Source organism: Streptomyces sp. NBC_00316 (genome assembly GCF_036158715.1).
Lineage (GTDB): Bacteria > Actinomycetota > Actinomycetes > Streptomycetales > Streptomycetaceae > Streptomyces.
The window spans coordinates 4,834,661-4,854,494 of record NZ_CP108023.1 but is presented as its reverse complement, the minus strand read 5'-3'; the positions used below and the strand labels follow the sequence as shown (position 1 = coordinate 4,854,494).

Here is a 19,834-nt window from a genome sequence, read left to right as displayed (position 1 = left end):
AGGATGCAGCCAGCTGTGCCGACCCCCCGCAACGGGAGAAATCCCGGCGGAGACCGCGCGTTTCCCGCGTTCTCCGCACCCTCCGACGCGCCCCGGAAGCCTTCCGCGCGGAACAATAGGGCCATGAGCCAGCAGCCCAGCTCCGAGGTCCCGGTCCAGCCCGCCGCGCAGCCGTCCATCGGCTCTCTCGCCGCGCACCGTCCGCATGCCGTCGCGGCATCCAACGGCGGTCTCTCCACCGCCGCCGACTTCGATCCCGACCTCGATGCCGACGTGGACGGGTACGAGCCCGATGTCGACGGCAACGAGCTGCCCCAGGGCCGTTTCCTGGACCGCGAGCGCAGTTGGCTCGCGTTCAACGAGCGCGTGCTCGAACTCGCCGAGGACCCGGCGACGCCCCTTCTCGAGCGGGCCAATTTCCTCGCCATCTTCGCCTCGAACCTGGACGAGTTCTTCATGGTCCGGGTGGCCGGTCTCAAGCGCCGTATCGCCACCGGCGTCGCCAACCGCTCCGCGTCCGGTCTGCAGCCCCGCGAGGTCCTCGACCTGATCTGGACCCGGTCGCGCGAGCTCATGGCCCGGCATGCCGCCTGCTACCAGCAGGACGTCGCGCCCGCACTCTCCGACGAGTCGATACAGCTGATCCGCTGGCCCGAACTGACCGAGAAGGAACAGGCCCGGCTGTTCACCTTCTTCCGGCAGCGGGTCTTCCCCGTACTGACACCGCTGGCCGTCGACCCGGCGCACCCGTTCCCCTACATCTCGGGGCTCTCGCTCAACCTCGCGGTCGTGGTGCGCAACCCGGTCAGTGGCCACCGCCACTTCGCCCGTGTCAAGGTGCCGCCGCTGCTGACCCGGTTCCTGGAGGCGTCGCCGCAGCGGTACGTGCCCATCGAGGACGTCATCGCAGCCCACCTGGAAGAGCTCTTCCCGGGCATGGAGGTCCTCGCCCACCACATGTTCCGGGTCACCAGGAACGAGGACCTCGAGGTCGAGGAGGACGACGCCGAGAATCTGCTCAAGGCCCTGGAGAAGGAACTCATGCGGCGCCGCTTCGGCCCGCCGGTGCGCCTGGAGGTCGAGGAGTCCATCGACCCGTACGTCCTCGACCTGCTGGTCCGTGAGCTGAAGGTGTCCGACGCCGAGGTCTACCCGCTGCCCGGACCGCTCGACCTCACCGGGCTGTTCGGCATCGCGTCATTGGACCGGCCCGAGCTGAAGTACCCCAAGTTCATCGCGGGCACCCACCGCGACCTCGCCGAGGTCGAGTCCTCCTCCGCGCCCGACATCTTCGCCGCGCTGCGCGAACGCGATGTCCTGCTGCACCACCCGTACGATTCGTTCTCCACCTCCGTCCAGGCGTTCCTGGAGCAGGCGGCGGGCGACCCGGACGTGCTCGCGATCAAGCAGACGCTGTACCGCACGTCGGGCGACTCACCGATTGTCGACGCCCTGATCGACGCCGCCGAGTCCGGCAAGCAGGTCCTCGTACTCGTCGAGATCAAGGCCCGCTTCGACGAACAGGCCAACATCAAGTGGGCGCGCAAGCTGGAGGAGGCCGGCTGCCATGTCGTCTACGGCCTCGTCGGGCTGAAGACGCACTGCAAGCTCTCCCTCGTGGTCCGCCAGGAGGGAGACACGCTGCGCCGCTACTCGCACGTCGGCACCGGCAACTACCACCCCAAGACCGCGCGGCTGTACGAGGACCTCGGCCTGCTGACCGCCGACCCGCAGGTCGGGGCGGACCTCTCCGACCTCTTCAACCGGCTCTCCGGCTACTCCCGGCGCGAGACGTACCGCCGTCTCCTGGTCGCCCCGAAGTCCCTGCGCGACGGGCTGATCGCGCGCATAAACAAGGAGATCGCGCACCAGCGCGCCGGGCGCCCCGCCTACGTACGGTTCAAGGTCAACTCGATGGTCGACGAAGCGATCATCGACGCCTGCTACCGGGCCGCCCAGGCGGGCGTGCCGGTGGACATCTGGGTGCGCGGCATCTGCGCGATCCGCCCCGGCGTCACCGGCCTCTCCGAGAACATCCGGGTCCGCTCGATACTCGGCCGCTTCCTGGAACACTCCCGGGTCTTCTCGTTCGGCAACGGCGGGGAACCCGAAGTGTGGCTGGGCAGCGCCGACATGATGCACCGAAACCTCGACCGCCGGATCGAAGCACTGGTCCGGGTCACCGACCCCGCCCACCGTGCCGCGCTCAGCCGGCTCCTGGAGACCGGCATGGCCGACACCACCTCCTCCTGGCACCTCGGTCCCGACGGGAACTGGACCCGGCACGCCACGGACGCGGACGGCCAGCCGCTGCGGCACGTACAGGAAATGCTCATTGACGCCCGGAGGCGCCGGCGTGCCACGCCCTGACCACCAGACGACAACCCGGACGGACGTGACCGCGGGCGCGGTCCTCGCTCCGTACCTGCAGGATCAGGCCGCGGAATTCCTGCGGAGCCTACGCCTGCACCGCGAGAACAGTGCCCCCACGGACGCCGGGACACTCGCCGCCGAGGAGGCCGCCGGTGCGCTGCGCCGGTCGGCCCGCCGGATCAGCGGCACCCTGCACACCTTCCGCTCGGCGCTCGAACCGGGCTGGGCCGAGCAGCTCCGTACGGAACTGGCCTGGCTCTCCGGCACGCTGGCCCGCGAACACGCGTACGCGACCCGGCTCACCCGGCTCCTCGATGCGCTGCACGCCCTGTCCGGCACCTCGGCGGTACCGGCGGCCCGCACCCGCGCGAAGGCGGCGGGGACCGCGAAGGCCTCGGGCACCGCACCCCTCGACACCGATGCCGCCCTGCCGGAAACCCCTCCGCACGACGTCACCCCGCAGCCCGTGGGCGCCCCCCGGACCCGCGCCGCGCTCGATGTCGGCGCGGCGCGGGCCGGGGCGCTGCTGGAGCGGCAGCTGACCCTCGCCAGGACCCGTGCGCACTCCGCGGCCCTCCAGGCGTTCGGCTCGTCCCGGTTCCACGCGGTCGCCGACGCGGTCGCCCTGCTCGCCTCCGAGGTCCCGCTCTCCGCCGCGTCCACCGCCCCGGCCGCCGAGATGCTGCACGGACCCGCGCACCGGGCCGAGCAGCGGCTGCTCGGTGCGGTGGCCGCGCTCCCCGCCGACCAGGCGGTCGAGCCGTACGACGAGGCGTACGACGCGCCCTGGCACCAGACCCGTCTTCTGCTGCGCCTGCACCGGTACGCCCACGAGGTGGTACGCGGCGCCCCCGACCCGGTCCTGGCCGCGCCCGGGCACGCGCTCGACCTGCACCGGGACGCGGCGGAGGCGGCCGCGGCCGCGGCCGCGGCGGCCCGCACACCCCGGATCGCCCCGGCCACCGCGTACGCCCTGGGCGTGCTCCACGCCGACCAGCGTCATGAGGTGGAGGCGGCCCGCGAGGTGTTCCGGGAGACCTGGCCCCACACCTCGGCGGTGACCGCGCCATGAGCGACACCACCACCGTGCGGGCCGCGGGGTGCGTGCTGTGGCGCCGCGCACCGCACTCCGGAGAGGTGGAGATCTGCCTGGTCCACCGGCCCCGCTACGACGACTGGTCGCACCCGAAGGGCAAGCTCAAGCGCGGCGAGCCGGCCATCGACGCCGCCCTGCGCGAGGTTCTGGAGGAGACCGGGCACCACTGCATACCGGGGGCCCGGCTGCCGACGATCCGGTACGTCGCGAACGGCCGGCCCAAGGAAGTCATGTACTGGGCGGCCGAGGCGACGGACGGCACGTTCGTCCCGGACGACGAGGTGGACCGCATCCTCTGGCTCCGCCCCGACGCGGCCCGCGCCCGCCTCACCCAGCCCCGGGACCGAGACCTGCTGGACACGCTCCGCCTCGGATGACGTCGCGCCCCGGTCCGGGGTTCGGGGTTCCGTCCTCAATCGCCGGACGGGCTTGATGTGGTTGCCCGGCAACGGACGGGCGCCGTCGCCCCTGCCCGGTGGGTGGGGTGGGTGGTGCCCCTCCCCGGTCCGGGGTTCGGGGTTCCGTCCTCAATCGCCGGACGGGCTTGATGTGGTTGCCCGGCAACGGACGGGCGCCGTCGCCCCTGCCCGGTGGTGGGGTGGGCGGTGCCCCTCCGGGGCGTCTCCTCGGGACTGGCGCGGAAGCCGGCAACGCGGACGAGCCCGGCAGGTGCGCCAGCCCCTGCGGGGACTCCCCTGCACGGCCCCACCCATGTATCACCCGCGTCTGCACCCCGGTGGTCGTGACAGGCCCCCGCCCCCGGATGTCGTAACAAGAAGACGCCGCGGAGGTCGTAACAAGAAGGCCCCCCGGTGGTCGTGACAGGAAGGCCCACCCGCCCGCAGGCGCGCACCGGCCGGTCCGGGGACGTGCAGGGGGTCCCCGCAGGACGACGAACAAAGACCCGGGCTCCCCCGACGACGAACCCGAACGTTCGTCGTTTGAGGAGACACCCCGGAGGGGCCCCGGACCACCACCCACCGAACCAAGGCGACCGCACCCCCGGAGAACGGCGCCGGCCATCAAGCCCGTCCGGCGATTGAGGACGGAACCCCCGCCCCGGAGGGGCCCCGGACACCACCCACCCGACCAAGGCGACGGCAAACTCCCGACCCGGGGGCAGACACCCCAAGCCCGTCCGGCGATTGAGGACGGAACCCCCCGCCCCGGCCCCGCCGCGCACGCGGGAACCAGGCCGCCCGCCACGGTTCACCTTCCGTTCACTCTCCCCCGTAGGCCGCTTCACCTGTTCTGCCTAATTTCGGCAGTGCACGGTGCGCGGCGAAACGCCGCACCACCCACCACAACGCACGCCGTCGTAGAACGAAAAAGACCTCGGCGGCTCCTGGAAGGAAAAACCCGAAAGTGAAGCTTCAGCGCAAGAACCGGCTTCGTGCCACCGCGCTCGGTGCCCTCGCCGTCTCCAGCGCCCTGGTCCTCACGGCGTGCGGTTCGGACAACAACAGCGGCGGCAGCACGGGCGGCAGCGGCGAGAAGACGAGCGCCGCGTCGAACGTCAAGTGCGACGACGCCAAGGGCCAGCTCCTCGCCTCCGGCTCCAGCGCGCAGAAGAACGCCATGGACCTCTGGGTCAAGGACTACATGGCCGGCTGCACGGGCGTCGAGGTCAACTACAAGGCGTCGTCCTCCGGCGAAGGCATCATCGCCTTCAACCAGGGCACCGTCGGCTTCGCCGGCTCCGACTCGGCGCTGAAGCCCGAAGAGGTCGCCGACTCGAAGAAGATCTGCAAGACCGGCCAGGGCATCAACCTCCCGATGGTCGGCGGCCCGATCGCGATCGGCTTCCACCTCGAGGGTGTCGACAGCCTGACGCTGGACGCCCCCACGCTCGCCAAGATCTTCGACGGCAAGATCAAGAAGTGGAACGACGAGGCGATCGCCAAGCTCAACACCGGCGCGAAGCTTCCGGACAAGGCCATCCAGGCCTTCCACCGCTCCGAGGACTCCGGCACCACGCAGAACCTCGGCAAGTACCTCGCGGCCACCGCCCCGAACGACTGGAAGTACGAGCCCGAGAAGAAGTGGCCGGCCCCGGGTGGCCAGGCCGCGTCCGGCTCCGCCGGTGTCGCCGCTCAGGTGAAGCAGGTCGACGGCGCGATCGGTTACTTCGAGCTCTCGTACGCCTCTTCGCAGTCCATCTCCACGGTCGACATCAACACCGGTGGCTCCGCCCCGGTCAAGGCCTCCTCGGAGAACGCCTCCAAGGCCATCGCCGCCGCCAAGGTCAAGGGCACCGGCAAGGACCTGGCGCTCGACCTCGACTACACCACCAAGGCCGAGGGTGCGTACCCGATCGTCCTGGTGACCTACGAGGTCGTCTGCGACACGGGCAACAAGGCCGAGACGCTCCCCACGGTCAAGTCCTTCCTGAACTACACCGCCAGCGACGCGGGCCAGAAGCTCCTCGGCGAGGCCGGTTACGCGCCGATCCCGACCGAGATCAACGCCAAGGTGCGCGAGACCATCGCCTCCCTCTCGTAACAAGAAGCACCACCCGTAACACCTGCTCAGCCAGCAACAACCGGCGGGCCGGCCCGGGTCACCCCGGACCGGCCCGCCGTCCCACCCCATCCGGTGCACCGCCGCCAGGGGAGCTTGCTCGCTCCCCCACACAGACCGGAAAGACCATGGCTTCCACCACATCGATAGACACGCCACCGGCACCCCCGGGGCAGCGCAGGCGCGCCCGGCCCAAGGCCGCAGGACGCGCGGGCGACAAGATCTTCCTGGGCCTCTCGCGGGGTTCAGGCATTCTGCTGCTCGTGATCATGGCGTCGATCGCCGTGTTCCTCACGTACCGAGCGACCCTCGCCGTCTCCAAGGACGAGGGCAACTTCTTCACCACGCTGGACTGGAACCCGGTCGGCGACAAGCCGGTCTTCGGTATCGCGGTCCTGCTCTTCGGCACGATCGTCAGCTCGATCATCGCGATGGTCATCGCGGTCCCGGTCGCTGTCGGTATCGCCCTCTTCATCTCGCACTACGCGCCGCGCAAGCTGGCCGCGCCCCTCGCGTACGTCGTCGATCTGCTCGCCGCAGTGCCGAGCATCGTGTACGGCATCTGGGGCGCCCTCTTCCTCGTCCCGTACCTGGAGGGCCTGAACCTCTGGCTCGACCAGTTCTTCGGCTGGACGTACATCTTCGAGAAGACCGAGGTCGGCGTCGCCCGTTCGCTCTTCACCGTCGGCATCCTGCTCGCGATCATGATCCTGCCGATCGTGACGAGCGTCAGCCGCGAGGTCTTCCTCCAGGTCCCGAAGACGAACGAGGAAGCGGCCCTCGCCCTCGGCGCCACCCGCTGGGAAGTCATCCGCCTCTCGGTGCTGCCCTTCGGCCGCTCCGGCGTGATCTCCGCGTCGATGCTGGGCCTCGGCCGCGCACTCGGCGAGACGATGGCCGTCGCCACGGTCCTGTCGCCGAGCTTCATCATCTCGGCGCATGTGCTCAACCCCGGCGGCGGAACGTTCGCCCAGAACATCGCCGCCAAGTTCGACGAGGCCGACCAGTTCGGGCGTGACGCCCTGATCGCCTCCGGCCTCGTCCTCTTCATCCTCACCCTGCTGGTCAACGGCGCGGCCCGGCTCATCATCGCCCGCCGCAAGGAGTACTCGGGGGCCAACGCATGAGCCAGGCAACCAACACCGGGATACAGGAACGCCCCACCTCCAGGGCGGCCGCTTCCACGAACAGCCTCAGCAGCCGGGCGCTCCCCCGCTGGGCTCCCCTCGCCTTTGCGGCAGCCGCGCTGGTGGTCGGCGTCGGCATCGGCGCGGCGGCGGGCTGGCAGAGCCGCATGCAATGGGGTCTCTTCTCCGCGCTGCTCTTCGTCGTCATCTCGTACGTCACGACCTCGGTCGTCGAGAACCGGCGCCAGGCCAAGGACCGGCTCGCCACCAGCATCGTCTGGGTGTGCTTCCTCCTGGCCGTCGTGCCGCTGGCCTCCCTGGTCTGGACGACGGTCAGCCGCGGCGCGAAGGTCCTCGACGGCTACTTCCTCACCCACTCCATGGCCGGTGTGCTCGGCATGGCGCCGGGCGGCGGCGTCTACCACGCACTGATCGGCACCCTGGAGCAGGTCGGCCTCGCCACCCTGATCTCCGCCCCGATCGGCCTGCTGACCGCCGTCTACCTGGTGGAGTACGGCAAGGGCGCGCTCGCCAAGGCCGTGACGTTCTTCGTCGACGTGATGACCGGCATCCCGTCCATCGTGGCCGGCCTCTTCATCCTGTCGATCATGCTGATGACGAAGCTCCAGCCGTCCGGCCTGATGGGTTCGCTGGCGCTCACGATCCTGATGATCCCGGTCGTGGTCCGCTCCACCGAGGAGATGCTCAAGCTCGTCCCGAACGAGCTCCGCGAAGCATCGCTCGCCCTCGGCATCCCGAAGTGGCGCACCATCCTGAAGGTGGTCCTGCCCACCGCGATCGGCGGCATCACCACCGGTGTGATGCTCGCGATCGCCCGGATCGCCGGCGAGACCGCGCCGATCATGCTGCTGGTCTTCGGCAGCCAGCTGATCAACGCCAATCCCTTCCAAGGTGCGCAGTCGTCGCTCCCCTTCTACATCTGGGAGCAGTACAAGATCGGCAGCGAGCCGTCGTACGACCGCGCTTGGGCCGCAGCTCTGGTCCTGATCGCGTTCGTCATGATCCTCAACCTGGTGGCCCGCGGCATCGCCCGCTGGAAGGCCCCGCAGACCGGCCGCTGACGCGGCACGAAAGAAGCAGTGATTCAGATGGCCAAGCGCATCGACGTCAGCGGCCTGTCCGCCTATTACGGCTCCCACCTCGCCATCGAGGACATCTCGATGACCGTGGAGCCCCGCTCCGTGACCGCCTTCATCGGTCCGTCCGGCTGCGGCAAGTCCACCTTCCTGCGCACCCTGAACCGGATGCACGAGGTCACCCCCGGTGGCCGCGTCGAGGGCAAGGTGCTGCTGGACGACGAGAACCTGTACGGAGCGAACGTCGACCCGGTCACCGTGCGTCGCACGGTCGGCATGGTCTTCCAGCGTCCGAACCCGTTCCCGACGATGTCGATCTTCGATAACGTCGCGGCGGGGCTGAAGCTGAACGGCTCGTACAAGAAGAGCCAGCTGTCGGACATCGTCGAGAAGTCCCTCCGCGGCGCCAACCTCTGGAACGAGGTCAAGGACCGCCTGAACAAGCCCGGCTCCGGCCTCTCCGGTGGCCAGCAGCAGCGCCTGTGCATCGCCCGCGCGATCGCGGTCGAGCCGGACGTGCTGCTGATGGACGAACCGTGCTCCGCCCTCGACCCGATCTCCACCCTCGCCATCGAGGATCTGATCGGCGAGCTGAAGGAACGCTTCACGATCGTCATCGTGACGCACAACATGCAGCAGGCGGCCCGTGTCTCGGACCGCACGGCATTCTTCAACCTCGCGGCGGTCGGCAGGCCCGGCAAGCTCGTGGAGATAGACGAGACGGAGCGGATCTTCTCCAACCCGTCGGTCCAGGCGACGGAGGACTACATCTCCGGCCGCTTTGGGTGACCAAGGACAGCCTTGGGGTGCTGCATGGCGGTGCCACCCGCAAGGCAAAGGGTCCGCCCCCGCTCCCACAAGGGAGCGGGGGCGGACCCAATTCACCTCGGACTGCCTGCCGGGCATCGAGCGGAATCAAGCCCGCCCGGTGAGGGACGACGCGGCGGTCACCGGACGGTCCCGGTACCTCGCCGCCCGCCCACCGTCACCCGAACAGCAGCACGACAAGCCCATAACTCGCCGCAGCGACCAGCGCCGCAGCCGGCATCGTGATGAACCACCCGAGGATGATGTTCTTCGCGACCCCCCACCGCACCGCGTTCACGCGCTTCGTGGCCCCCACACCCATGATCGCCGAGGTGATCACGTGTGTCGTGGAGATCGGCGCGTGAAAGAGGTACGCCGAGCCGAACATGATCGACGCTCCGGTCGTCTCCGCCGCAAAGCCCTGCGGCGGGTCCAGCTCGATGATCTTCCGGCCGAGCGTCCGCATGATCCGCCAGCCACCCGCGTACGTACCCAGCGAGAGCATCAGCGCGCAGACGAGCTTCACCCAGACCGGGATCGGGTCGTTCGGCTCCTCGACATCGGCGATGACCAGCGCCATCACCACGATGCCCATGGTCTTCTGCGCGTCCTGCAGACCGTGCCCGAGCGCCATGCCGGCCGCAGACACCGTCTGCGCGATCCGGAATCCGCGCTTGGCCTTGTGCGGGTTGGCCTTCCGGAACATCCACATGATCGCGACCATCACCAGATAGCCGACGACCAGACCGACGACGGGCGAGACGAACATCGGGATGACGACCTTGTCGAGCACCCCGTCCCAGTGCACCAGCGTTCCGCCGGCCAGCGCCGCACCGACCATGCCGCCGAACAGGGCGTGCGAGGACGACGACGGAAGCCCGAAGTACCAGGTCACAAGGTTCCAGATGATCGCGCCGACGAGCGCGGCGAAGAGGATTCCCATCCCCTTCTCGCCCTCGGGCGTCGCGATCAGACCCTCACTGACGGTCTTGGCGACCCCCTGCCCCAGGAAGGCACCGGCGAGGTTCATCACCGCGGCCATCGCCAGGGCCGCACGCGGGGTCAGAGCCCGGGTGGAGACCGAGGTGGCGATGGCGTTCGCGGAGTCGTGGAACCCGTTCGTATACGTGAAGCCGAGCGCGACAGCGATGGTCACGATCAGCGCAAAGGTGTCCACGTGGTTCAGGACTCCTTGACCGCGATGGTCTCCACCGTGTTGGCGACGTGCTCGAACGCGTCGGCCGCCTCTTCCAGCACATCCACGATCTGCTTGAGCTTCAGCACCTCAATGGCGTCGTACTTGCCGTTGAAGAGATGGGCGAGCAGCTTCCGGTGGATCTGGTCGGCCTGGTTCTCCAGACGGTTGACCTCGATCCAGTACTCGGTGAGGTTGTCCATCGTCCGCAGGTTCGGCATCGCCTCGGCGGTCAGCTCGGCCGCCCGCGCCAGCACCTCGATCTGCTGCTCGACACCCTTGGGGAGTTCTTCGACCTGGTACAGCACGACCAGGTCGACGGCCTCCTCCATGAAGTCCATGATGTCGTCGAGCGACGATGCGAGGTTGTAGATGTCCTCGCGGTCGAACGGCGTGATGAAAGAGGAGTTCAGCTGGTGGAAGATCGCGTGGGTCGCGTCGTCCCCCGCGTGCTCCGCTGCCCGCATACGCTCCGCGATCTCGACTCGGGAGGCAGAGTCCGCCCCGAGCAGTTCCATCAGGAGTTTCGAGCCCGTGACGATGTTGTCCGCGGATGCGGAGAACATGTCGTAGAAGCTCGTCTCCCTGGGGGTCAGACGAAAGCGCACGTGGGGTCCTCGGGATGCTTTGGATTCGGTCAGGCTGATGCTAGGCGCATCATCCGGCCACGGCTAACCGGCATTCTTCAGTGTCGCGCATCGAACACGGTGATCAGCACGGGCCCCCGGTCACGTTTCAGCTGAATTCGTTAGGATATACCCACCAGGGGTATGTAAACCGCAGGGTAATGGGAAAACGGGAGGCAGTAATGACCACCACCGAGGCCATGGAACCGACAGGGACGACGGGCTCCACGGACACCGAGGACGCGATGGACCCGACGTCGATCGTCACCGACCACGATCGCGGCATACACGGCTACCACCACCAGAAGGCCGAGCACGTCAAGCGTCTGCGCCGGATCGAGGGCCAGATCCGCGGTCTGCAGCGGATGGTCGACGAGGACGTCTACTGCATCGACATACTGACCCAGGTCTCGGCGTCCACGAAGGCCCTGCAGTCGTTCGCGCTCCAGCTCCTGGAGGAGCACCTGAGACACTGCGTCGCCGACGCCGCGGTCAAGGGCGGCGAGGAGATCGACGCGAAGGTCGAGGAGGCCACGAAGGCGATCGCCCGCCTTCTCCGTACCTGAGGCAACCCCACCCGACGTGGCCTGAAGTGGCCTGACGTCGCCTCTCGTCGCCCCTCCGCTGTCCCTCCACCGCCCCCTTCGTCACTCCCGGTGGTCGCCCTGCCGGGGGACGGTGGTGCGTTCCGTGCTCACCTCGACGTTGAGCACCTCGTCGATACGGTCCGCACTGAGCCGGTCCCCCATCGCCGCCGACGCCGCGATCATCAGCTCACCGCACAGCTCGATCTCGGCGAGGGCCACATGGTCCTGATCGGTCCGAGCGCTGAGCGTCACCACGTCCGTCACCTCTCACTGCCGTCGCCGACTTCCTAGCGTAGGGAGCGGACCACGTGCCGCGCATGGCACGGACGGACCATTTCCGGCCCCCGCCGGATGCCTACGCGCCCCGGCCACAACCGTCACCCCCTCAGCACAGCCCCGCCCCGCTACCGCGGCCCCTGCTGGATCTTCCCGGTGTAGATGTCCCGGTCGTCCGGCAGCCGTACGGTCACCGGCACCCCGAATCCGGACAGCAGCGTCGTCGAGATCACCTCCACCACCGGCCCCCCGTTGGCGAAGCTGAACCGGTGCCGCACCTTGCGCAGCCTCCCCGCCGTGTCCAGATAGGCGTCGAACGGCACCGTGTCCGTGCGGAACCCTTTCGCCGCCGCGGCGAGCGCATCGCGCGATCCCGGCGAGGCGGCCCGCGCCGCCCGCCCGATGTCCGCGGTCCCCCGGTAGTGCCGGACCGTCACCCCGGCGAGCTTGCTCTCCCCTACATACGTCACCTTGCGCGCCGTGCGCAGCAGCTCCGCCGCAGCCATCGGATCGGTGACCCCGCCGGTGACCAGATTGCCGTCCTCCAGAGTCGTCGTGTCGACCCTGACCCACTTGTCGTCGGGCACTCCGGCGCCCCGGTTCTTCATGTACAGCGCGCCGGGTGCAAGGAGTTCGGTGATAGGGCGGTGTTCCGCCTCGCCCGCGGCGTCCTCCGGCAGCACGACCGTGAGCCGGCCGAGCTCCTTGCGGAAGTCGTACCTCCCCCGGCCGGTGATCGTCACCCGCGTCCCGCCGACGGCGGTCTCCATCGACGTATGCACCTCGGCGCTCCCGGCGACGGCCCGGCCCGCCCCCGACTGGTTCCCACCCGCGCTGCCCTTGCCGACGAGCACCTCGGCCGCCCGGTGGACGGCCTCGACGGAACCGGCGCCACCCCGCTCGTCCGCGACGGCCCGGTCCCCGACGACACCGCCACCGCTGTCCGAACATCCGGCGGTCGCCGCCATCACGCCCACCACGGCGAGGGCACAGACAGCACGCGCCCCGCCTCCGGACCTGTGCTGCTGCACCACCATCGCCTGCCAACCCCCAACGACGTCACTGCTTGCCGAGCCCCGCCCGCTTCGCATAACGACCGCCCGTGTCCACCGTCACGCCGTGTCCTCCAAGCCCCCCTCAGCGGCTCCCCCCAGCGCACCTCTCGGATCGGGCCCCGGACCTCACCACCAGGCGACCGTCCCAGTACCGTGGACGCGTGTACGACCAACACACCGCCGAGGCTCCCCCGAGCGCTCCCGCCTCACCGGGCACACCTCCCACCCACGAGCCGTACACCGTCGAACGCGGCTCGTTCTGCATCGCCCGCTGCGACTGCGGCTGGACCGGTCCGGCCCGCCGCTCCCGCGACCGCGCCCGCACCGATGCCGAAGAGCACCGCTCCGCCTTCTGATCACCGATCACCTCGCGACCGCCGATCCTCGATCCGCCCGGCCGCGCGCACCGCACATCCACTCGATCCACTGGATCCGTCCGGCCCGCGAAGAGGCCACCACCCGGAGGTCCGATGAACCTGCCGAACCGGCGCACCGTTCTCACCGCGGGCGCGGCAACAGCTCTCGCCGGCGTCACCGCCACCGTCGCCGCCTGCGGCAGCCCCGGCTCCGGAAGCAGCCCGGACGGCACCCCCTCGGCTGCCACGGCGACAAGCACTCCGCCGAAATCCCCCTCCGCACCCGCCTCCCCCACGGGTCCGGCAAGCTGGTCGGCACTGGCCAAGAGCCTCGACGGCACACTCGTACGCCCCGACGACGCCGCCTACCCGACGGCCCGCCAGCTCTACAACACCCGGTACGACACCCAGAAACCCGCTGCCGTCGCCTACGTCCGGCACGAGGCGGACATCCGCGAGTGCCTGGCCTTCGCCCGCCGCAGCTCCACCCCCGTCTCCATCCGCAGCGGCGGCCACTCGTACGCGGGCTGGTCGAGCGGCAACGGCCGCCTGGTCATTGACGTCTCGTCACTCGCCCGGGTCGACCAGGACGGCACCATCGGCGCCGGCGCCCGACTCATCGACGTCTACCAGGGCCTCATCCGGCACGGCCTGACCATCCCCGGCGGATCCTGCCCCACGGTCGGCATCTCCGGCCTGACTCTCGGCGGCGGCCACGGTGTCGCGTCCCGCGCCTACGGCCTGACCTGCGACAGCCTCACCTCGGCCACCCTCGTCACCGCCGACGGCACGACCGTGACCGCCGATGCCAAGCGCCACTCGGATCTCTTCTGGGCGCTGCGCGGCGCGGGCAACGGCAACTTCGGTGTGGTCACCGAGCTGAAGTTCCGCACGCGTCCGGCCCCGCAGACCGTGATGGCCTACATGTCCTGGCCGTGGTCACGCGCCCAGTCCGTGATCACGGCCTGGCAGGCGTGGGGACCCGACCAGCCGGACGAGATCTGGTCCTCCGCACACCTCGCGGCCGGTCCCGGCGGCGCCGACCCGACGGTGACGGTCGCCGCCTTCAGCCTCGGTACCTACGGTGACCTGCAGAACGCCGTCGACCGCCTCGCCGACCGGATCGGCGCACCGGCCACCTCGGTCTCGTTGCGCCGCCGCAGCTACCAGGAGGCGATGCTCGTGTACGCGGGCTGCTCGGGCATCACCGACGCCCAGTGCCATCTGCCGGGAACGACGCCCGGCCGCACCCCGCAGGGCACGCTCCAGCGCGAGACGTACGCCGCCGCGTCCGACTTCTTCGACGGCTCCCTGTCCCCGGCGGGCGTACGCGCCCTGCTCGACCGGACCGAAGCGTTCACCCGGATCGGCGTGGGCCCCAGCGGTGGCGGCGCGGCGATCGTGCTCACCGCGCTGGGCGGGGCGATCAACCGGGTCGACCCGGCCTCGACGGCCTTCGTCCACCGCCGCTCCCGGATGCTCGCCCAGTACATCGGCTCCTGGCGCCCCGGCACGGCGGGTACCGCCCAGCAGGACTGGCTGAAAAACACTCATGCGGCGCTGCGCCGCTATGCGTCCGGGGCTGCGTACCAGAACTACATCGACCCGACGCTGACCGACTGGCGGCAGGCGTACTACGGCTCGGCGGCCGACCGCCTGACCCGTCTGAAGAACCAGTACGACCCCGGGCGCCTGTTCTCGTTCCCGCAGGCGCTCTGACGTCGGGGCTGCGGGAGCGTCCCCGCCCCGCAGCCCACCACCGCCGGACCTCCTACGCCGCCAGATCCTTCTCGCCGGCCCCGCCGCCGCCCGACCCCGGGCGCGGCTCGGGGATCCCGAGCGCCCCGCCCCGGCTCCCGGCCGTCACCGGCACGGGCCGGCGCGACCGCACCAGCCACCCGACCCGCTCCGACCGCGCGACGGCCGTCACCACCGGGGTGAGCAGCGCCATCGCAAGCGGCGCGAGCAGCAGCGCGGCGGCGGTACCGAGGGCGAATCCGCCGATGACATCGGTCGGGTAGTGGACACCCATGTAGATCCGGCAGAACCCCTCCGCCAGGGCGAGGGCGATCGCGGCGAAGCCGAACTTCCGGTGGGCCACGAACACTCCGACGGCCAGGGCCATCGCCATCGTCGCGTGGTCGCTCACGAAGGAGAAGTCGTTCTTCCCCGACACCAGGACATCCAGTCCCTGATGGTCGCGGAACGGGCGCGGCCGCTCCACGAAGCCCCGGATCGGGATGTTGACCAGCAGCGCGATTCCGGCGGCGAGAGGCGCCCAGACGAGCCCGGCGACGGCCGTCACCGAGTCCTCGGCCGTGCCGCGCCGGCGGACGCTCCACCAGCACCACAGGACCACCAGGACCATGCCGAGCATGATCCCGTACTCACCGACGAACTCCATGACCCGGTCGAACCAGGTCGGAGCGGACTTCGCGAGCCCATTGATGTCGTAGAGCAGGCTGACATCGGGGTTCGACCCATCCAGTGCGAGTCCAGCCATCTGCTGCGGCCCCTTGCCTTGTCTGCTGCCGCGGTGCACGCCCGTGTGCACCGCTCATGACGAACCCCCGTGTTCGATTCGATCACCTGTGTGACGTCATCGGACAGCGCCGCGTGGTCAGTGCGCACGCTGTCCCAGTCCAGGGAACGACACGCTCCGGGCGTACGTTCCGCTCTCCACCGAATGATCACCATGACGTTATCGAAGAGTGACTCATCGTCGCAGCTCAGGGCCCAGGCTTCACGGAGAGTTCCGGCCACGGCCGACGCTGCGTCATACTGCCGGCTGCGTCGTCGGAAGAGCCGCGGCCCCGTCCTTGGTGACACGCGTCGCACCGAAGTAGTCGGGCGTGTCGATCTTGTCGAACCGGATCACGGCCCCGGTGTACGGCGCGTTGATCATGTACCCGCCGCCGACGTACAGCCCGACATGGTGGATCGCCCGGGAGTTCGTCAGATCGTCGGAGAAGAACACCAGGTCACCGGGGAGCAGCTCGTCCCGTGAAGGGTGCGGCCCGGCGTTGTACTGATCGTTCGCCACGCGCGGCAGTTCGATGTCGACCGTCCGGTACGCGGCCTGCGTCAGCCCGGAACAGTCGAACCGCCCACCCTGCTCGGCCGTCCCGTTCCCGCCCCACAGGTACTTCGTACCGAGCTTCTTCTGCGCGAAGTAGATGGCTCCGGCCGCCTGCCGCGACGGCTCGACCCGCCCGACCGGCCGGGCAAAGCTCTTCTCCAGGGTCCGGATGATTTTGACGTAATTCTGTGTCTCGGCGATCTGCGGTACACCGCCCGCCTGGATCACGCGGTACGCACCGGCGTTGTACGCGGCGAGCATGTTGTCCGTCTGATCCCCCGGCACCTTCTTGACGTATCCGGCGAGTTCACAGTCGTAGCTGGCGGCCGACGGGATCGCATCGGCCGGATCCCATACGTCCCGGTCCCCGTCGTCGTCCCCGTCGATCCCGTGCCCGGCCCACGTCCCCGGGATGAACTGCGCGATGCCCTGCGCGGCGGCCGGACTCTGGGCGCGGGGGTTCCAGCCGCTCTCCTGGTACAACTGGGCCGCCAGCAGTGCGGGGTTGATGGCCGGGCAGAGGTTGCCCCACTTCTGGACGAGCGGCTGGAACTGCGCCGGCACGGCTCCCTTGGCCAGGCCGACGGCCCCGTTGGCGCCGGCGCCGAAGAGACCGGCGGCAGCCGAGTACGTACCGACGACGAGCAGCGCCACGAAGCACATGGCCAACCCGACGCCGATCCCACCGACCACCCAGAATTTACGCACCCCTCAACCATCCCCCATCGGGGCGGGGTTCAAGGGCCGTTTCGCGGGTGTGTGCGAGTTGTCCGAATCACTGACCAGCCATCAGGCGGCGCCACTGGACCAGAAGTCGGAGTGCACGTTGGGTCGAGGGAGCGGATAGACGTCTTCGTAGGCAGGACCGTTGGGCTTGGTGGTGGACTCGGCCACCTCTGATTCCTTCACGCAGGGGCTGTCGACCTCGAAGAAGGCTTGGCCCTTGCCGCCGATGACAAGGCTGACCCCAAAGCCGTCCTTGGTTTGCGCATAGATCGCAGGGACTTCCGTACTGTTATTGATCGCCTTGATTCTGTAACCACTCTTCCGCCAGTAGCGGTCCACGACGCCCAGGAAGCTTCCGCGACGCTCTGCAGACACGATGGTCATCACCGTCCGCCTCCGGGACACGTCACAGCTCCCCGTAGTCGTCGGTCCATGAGCCCACTGCACTTCCGGTTGGATAGCGTTTAACACTGCGTCGAGCATCCCGTCTGCATGCGCCGCCGCCTCTTGCATATTCATATCCACCCTCTTCCCACTATTGACGCAACTGGACAAGGAAACACACAACAGAGCCACCGATGCCATAATCATGAATTTGCACCTCATCGCAACTCCTCCATCTTGAGTTCGCGAGACTGCCCTGCAGCAACTAGAGCAATGCTGTCCGCCGATACAGCATTTCGCTCCGGGTCGAAATACTGAGAGTGTGCATCGATAGACAAACCATCACCACTTACCAGCTGTGGACCCTCATCCACATGAAAACGCCTTGCGCCGAAGGCCTTACTCGCCGGGTCCTTTCCGAACCACAGATCGTCGTCTCCCTGGTCAGCAATATCTCCAGCCAGGTAGGCAACGGTCGGCCCGCCAACAGCCAGTCCCATAGCGCCGGCGGCGGCCTGCTGCTTGGAAGGGAGCTTTGTCACCACATCGTGCTCGGCAGCACCAACGAAGACGTGACCCTTCCCCACCCCGAGATCCTCCGCTCGGTCCACGCCCACCCCTGGGCTGCCAACCAAGACGATGTCGTCCACCCCGGGGATCCCGCCACCTTGCTGCGTCGCAGCGCCTACAGTGCGCGAACCATAGGAGTGACCGATCGCAGTCAGATGTGGGTTCTCGTTCTCATTCGTGGCTACCAAGCCCCTCATGAAGCCGTTATAGGCCGTTCCACCTTTTTCAGCCCTTTCATCGCCCGCAACGGCAAAGCTCCCCAGGGGATCATCGACCGGCGCCTGTGGCGCGTCGTACCCGAGCCAGACAATCGCAGCGCTGGACGAATCGTGGCGCTGAGTTCCAATCGCCGTATCTCGCGCACGCTTGAGATCGTTCTTCGCAAACTCTTCATCCAACGATGTCCCCAGCCCCGGCACATAAGCCGACACATTCCGAGCCGTATCCGGATTCCCGTACGAGACGATCGCCCGCCCATTCCCCTCGTCCCCGATCCCCAGCAAATACATCGGCGGCTTCCGGCCATCGTTCAGTTGCCGGTCGATCTCCCGCAGCCCCGCCAGCTGCGTCTCCGCTTTCTCGTCGCCCTGCCCCTCCAGCTTCCCGATCAGCAACTGAAGGTTGTCCCGGTTCGCAGCGTCGCGTACCACCGCGGGGATCCCGTCCAGGTTGCCGATCTGGTCCGGGTACACCGCGAGGTACTCCTCCCGCTGTTCCTGGGTCAGCCCGGCCCACCACGCCTTGCGTTCAGCCGGACTCGCGTTGTGCGGGATGGCGTCCTTCAGGTACCCGCGCGCCGCGCCCCGTACGGAGGCCGCGTCCGCCGCCGCGTCCGTCCAGGTGGCGTCCGGGACCTTCAGGCCGTCCTCGGCCTTCAACTTCCGCAGGATCCGTGTGTACCGCCAGTCGATCTCCGCCGCCGTCCGTACGGCCTTCTGCACCCGGTCCGCGATGTCCTGCGCCTTCGCCGCGTTCGGGTTGGGCGCGACCAGCCCCGACGCCGGCAGCACCCCCGGCACCCCGCCGCCCGTCAGCGTCCCGCCCGGCAGCGGTTTCCCGTCGATCAGGCCCTCGCCCGCTTCCGGGTACGTCACCGAGCCGTCCGCGTGCACCGTGAGCCTCAGGGCATCCGCGTCGTCCAGCGCCTCCCGCAACGCCCGCTGCTGGGCCCTCAACTCGTGCGCCAGGCTGTTCAGCGCGGTACGGAGCAGTCCGCACTCCGTGTAGACGTACTGGAAGTTCCGGCCCAACTGCCGCAGCCGCCCCACCGCCGCGTCCGCCGCCTCGCCCTGCTGCGTGCCCCGCAACGCGTTCAGCAGCTGCTTGTCGATGTGGTCCCGGCCCGCGTCGGCCAGGTTGCTCGCCCGGCCCCACCCGTCGGCGGCGCCTTCCAGTTCGGCACACTTCAGGTCCCGTAACTGCGCCCACGTGAGCGTGGAGCTCATCGGCCGCCCCTTTGCCCTGCGACCGGTGCGAAGGACGACCTCACGGCCTCGTCCGTCTCGCCCTGCGCCCGCGCGACGTCCCGCAGTTTCCCGGCGAGGCTCCGGCACTCGTCCCGCGCGGCCTCGAACCGCCGCTCCCACGACTCGCGTACGGCGCCCAGCTCGGCCAGTGCACCGAGTCCGGCGGTCCCCGTCACCACGCCCTCGTGCGCGGTCCCCAGCTCGGACTTCACCGGCCCCAGCAGCGTGTGCACCGCCTCCGCTCCCCCGGCGGCCCGCCGCCAGGGACCGTCGCTGTGTCTCAGCTCGTCCCGGCCACAGCCACCGCCGGCCCCTCCTGCCCCACCCAGATCACTCAGCCTCTGCCCGCTCACCACGGCCACGCCGCTCACCCCGCTCCTTGATCGTGGAGCGGCACTGTGCCAAAGACGGGACACCCGACATGCCAGCCGCATCAGCACCCGTCACAGGCGTACGGCCCCGAATTGCAAGGGTGTACGCCCGCCGCACCCGCC

19 protein-coding genes are annotated in these 19,834 nt (G+C 69.1%); 10 read left to right on the top strand and 9 right to left on the bottom strand.

What is annotated here, in order from left to right:
- The first annotated feature begins 123 nt into the window (after positions 1 to 123).
- The 7 genes from OG878_RS21550 (at position 124) to pstB (ending at position 9,002) form a co-directional block, all read left to right on the top strand.
- Entirely contained in the window at positions 124 to 2,370 is a 2,247-nt protein-coding gene (locus tag OG878_RS21550) for an RNA degradosome polyphosphate kinase (RefSeq protein ID WP_328888293.1), read from the top strand.
- Complete coding sequence (locus tag OG878_RS21545) at positions 2,357 to 3,445, top strand: CHAD domain-containing protein (RefSeq protein ID WP_328888292.1); 1,089 nt, start codon at positions 2,357 to 2,359, stop codon at positions 3,443 to 3,445. Before OG878_RS21550 ends, OG878_RS21545 begins: the two co-directional genes overlap by 14 nt.
- Positions 3,442 to 3,846, top strand: coding sequence for an NUDIX hydrolase (locus OG878_RS21540; RefSeq protein ID WP_328888291.1), 405 nt, complete (start codon positions 3,442 to 3,444; stop codon positions 3,844 to 3,846). Before OG878_RS21545 ends, OG878_RS21540 begins: the two co-directional genes overlap by 4 nt.
- Before the next feature lie 988 nt (positions 3,847 to 4,834).
- Entirely contained in the window at positions 4,835 to 5,971 is a 1,137-nt protein-coding gene (gene pstS / locus OG878_RS21535; RefSeq protein ID WP_328888290.1) for a phosphate ABC transporter substrate-binding protein PstS, read from the top strand.
- A 146-nt stretch (positions 5,972 to 6,117) separates the two neighbouring features.
- Positions 6,118 to 7,116, top strand: coding sequence for a phosphate ABC transporter permease subunit PstC (pstC, locus tag OG878_RS21530; RefSeq protein WP_328888289.1), 999 nt, complete (start codon positions 6,118 to 6,120; stop codon positions 7,114 to 7,116).
- Positions 7,113 to 8,198, top strand: a complete 1,086-nt coding sequence (pstA, locus tag OG878_RS21525) for a phosphate ABC transporter permease PstA (RefSeq protein WP_328888288.1) — start codon at positions 7,113 to 7,115, stop codon at positions 8,196 to 8,198. Before pstC ends, pstA begins: the two co-directional genes overlap by 4 nt.
- Before the next feature lie 27 nt (positions 8,199 to 8,225).
- Entirely contained in the window at positions 8,226 to 9,002 is a 777-nt protein-coding gene (gene pstB, locus OG878_RS21520) for a phosphate ABC transporter ATP-binding protein PstB (protein WP_328888287.1), read from the top strand.
- A 196-nt stretch (positions 9,003 to 9,198) separates the two neighbouring features.
- Here the strand turns inward: pstB and OG878_RS21515 are convergent, their stop codons facing one another.
- Together OG878_RS21515 and OG878_RS21510 are read right to left on the bottom strand one after the other, a co-directional pair.
- Complete coding sequence (locus tag OG878_RS21515; protein ID WP_328888286.1) at positions 9,199 to 10,197, bottom strand: inorganic phosphate transporter; 999 nt, start codon at positions 10,195 to 10,197, stop codon at positions 9,199 to 9,201.
- A gap of 5 nt (positions 10,198 to 10,202) precedes the next feature.
- Positions 10,203 to 10,823, bottom strand: coding sequence for a DUF47 domain-containing protein (locus OG878_RS21510; RefSeq protein WP_037695792.1), 621 nt, complete (start codon positions 10,821 to 10,823; stop codon positions 10,203 to 10,205).
- Between the two features lie 200 nt (positions 10,824 to 11,023).
- On the opposite strand from OG878_RS21510, the gene OG878_RS21505 reads away from it, so the two are divergent.
- Complete coding sequence (locus tag OG878_RS21505; RefSeq protein WP_328888285.1) at positions 11,024 to 11,407, top strand: metal-sensitive transcriptional regulator; 384 nt, start codon at positions 11,024 to 11,026, stop codon at positions 11,405 to 11,407.
- An 81-nt stretch (positions 11,408 to 11,488) separates the two neighbouring features.
- On the opposite strand, the gene OG878_RS21500 is transcribed toward OG878_RS21505, so the two are convergent.
- Positions 11,489 to 11,683: a hypothetical protein gene (locus OG878_RS21500; RefSeq protein ID WP_328888284.1), complete on the bottom strand. Its 195-nt coding sequence runs from the start codon at positions 11,681 to 11,683 to the stop codon at positions 11,489 to 11,491.
- Between the two features lie 149 nt (positions 11,684 to 11,832).
- Positions 11,833 to 12,741, bottom strand: a complete 909-nt coding sequence (locus OG878_RS21495) for a hypothetical protein (RefSeq protein WP_328888283.1) — start codon at positions 12,739 to 12,741, stop codon at positions 11,833 to 11,835.
- A gap of 179 nt (positions 12,742 to 12,920) precedes the next feature.
- Here OG878_RS21495 and OG878_RS21490 point away from each other — a divergent pair, with 179 nt between their 5' ends.
- Entirely contained in the window at positions 12,921 to 13,115 is a 195-nt protein-coding gene (locus OG878_RS21490; protein WP_328888282.1) for a hypothetical protein, read from the top strand.
- A gap of 114 nt (positions 13,116 to 13,229) precedes the next feature.
- A complete protein-coding gene (locus OG878_RS21485; RefSeq protein WP_328888281.1) occupies positions 13,230 to 14,834 on the top strand; it encodes an FAD-binding oxidoreductase in 1,605 nt (534 codons plus the stop codon).
- Positions 14,835 to 14,886: 52 nt separating this feature from the next.
- Here OG878_RS21485 and OG878_RS21480 read toward each other — a convergent pair whose 3' ends face one another.
- The 5 genes from OG878_RS21480 to OG878_RS21460 form a co-directional block, all read right to left on the bottom strand.
- The gene (locus tag OG878_RS21480) at positions 14,887 to 15,618 is read right to left on the bottom strand and encodes a phosphatase PAP2 family protein (protein WP_328888280.1); all 732 of its coding nucleotides are present in this window, start codon (positions 15,616 to 15,618) and stop codon (positions 14,887 to 14,889) included.
- 273 nt (positions 15,619 to 15,891) lie between these two features.
- Positions 15,892 to 16,902: a C40 family peptidase gene (locus tag OG878_RS21475; protein ID WP_328888279.1), complete on the bottom strand. Its 1,011-nt coding sequence runs from the start codon at positions 16,900 to 16,902 to the stop codon at positions 15,892 to 15,894.
- A gap of 81 nt (positions 16,903 to 16,983) precedes the next feature.
- Positions 16,984 to 17,505, bottom strand: a complete 522-nt coding sequence (locus OG878_RS21470) for a hypothetical protein (RefSeq protein WP_328891322.1) — start codon at positions 17,503 to 17,505, stop codon at positions 16,984 to 16,986.
- A 17-nt stretch (positions 17,506 to 17,522) separates the two neighbouring features.
- A complete protein-coding gene (locus OG878_RS21465; protein WP_328888278.1) occupies positions 17,523 to 19,319 on the bottom strand; it encodes an alpha/beta hydrolase in 1,797 nt (598 codons plus the stop codon).
- Positions 19,316 to 19,711 (bottom strand): hypothetical protein, encoded by a 396-nt coding sequence (locus tag OG878_RS21460; protein ID WP_328888277.1) that lies wholly within the window; start codon positions 19,709 to 19,711, stop codon positions 19,316 to 19,318. The genes OG878_RS21465 and OG878_RS21460 overlap by 4 nt, the downstream gene beginning before the upstream one ends.
- Positions 19,712 to 19,834 lie beyond the last annotated feature (123 nt).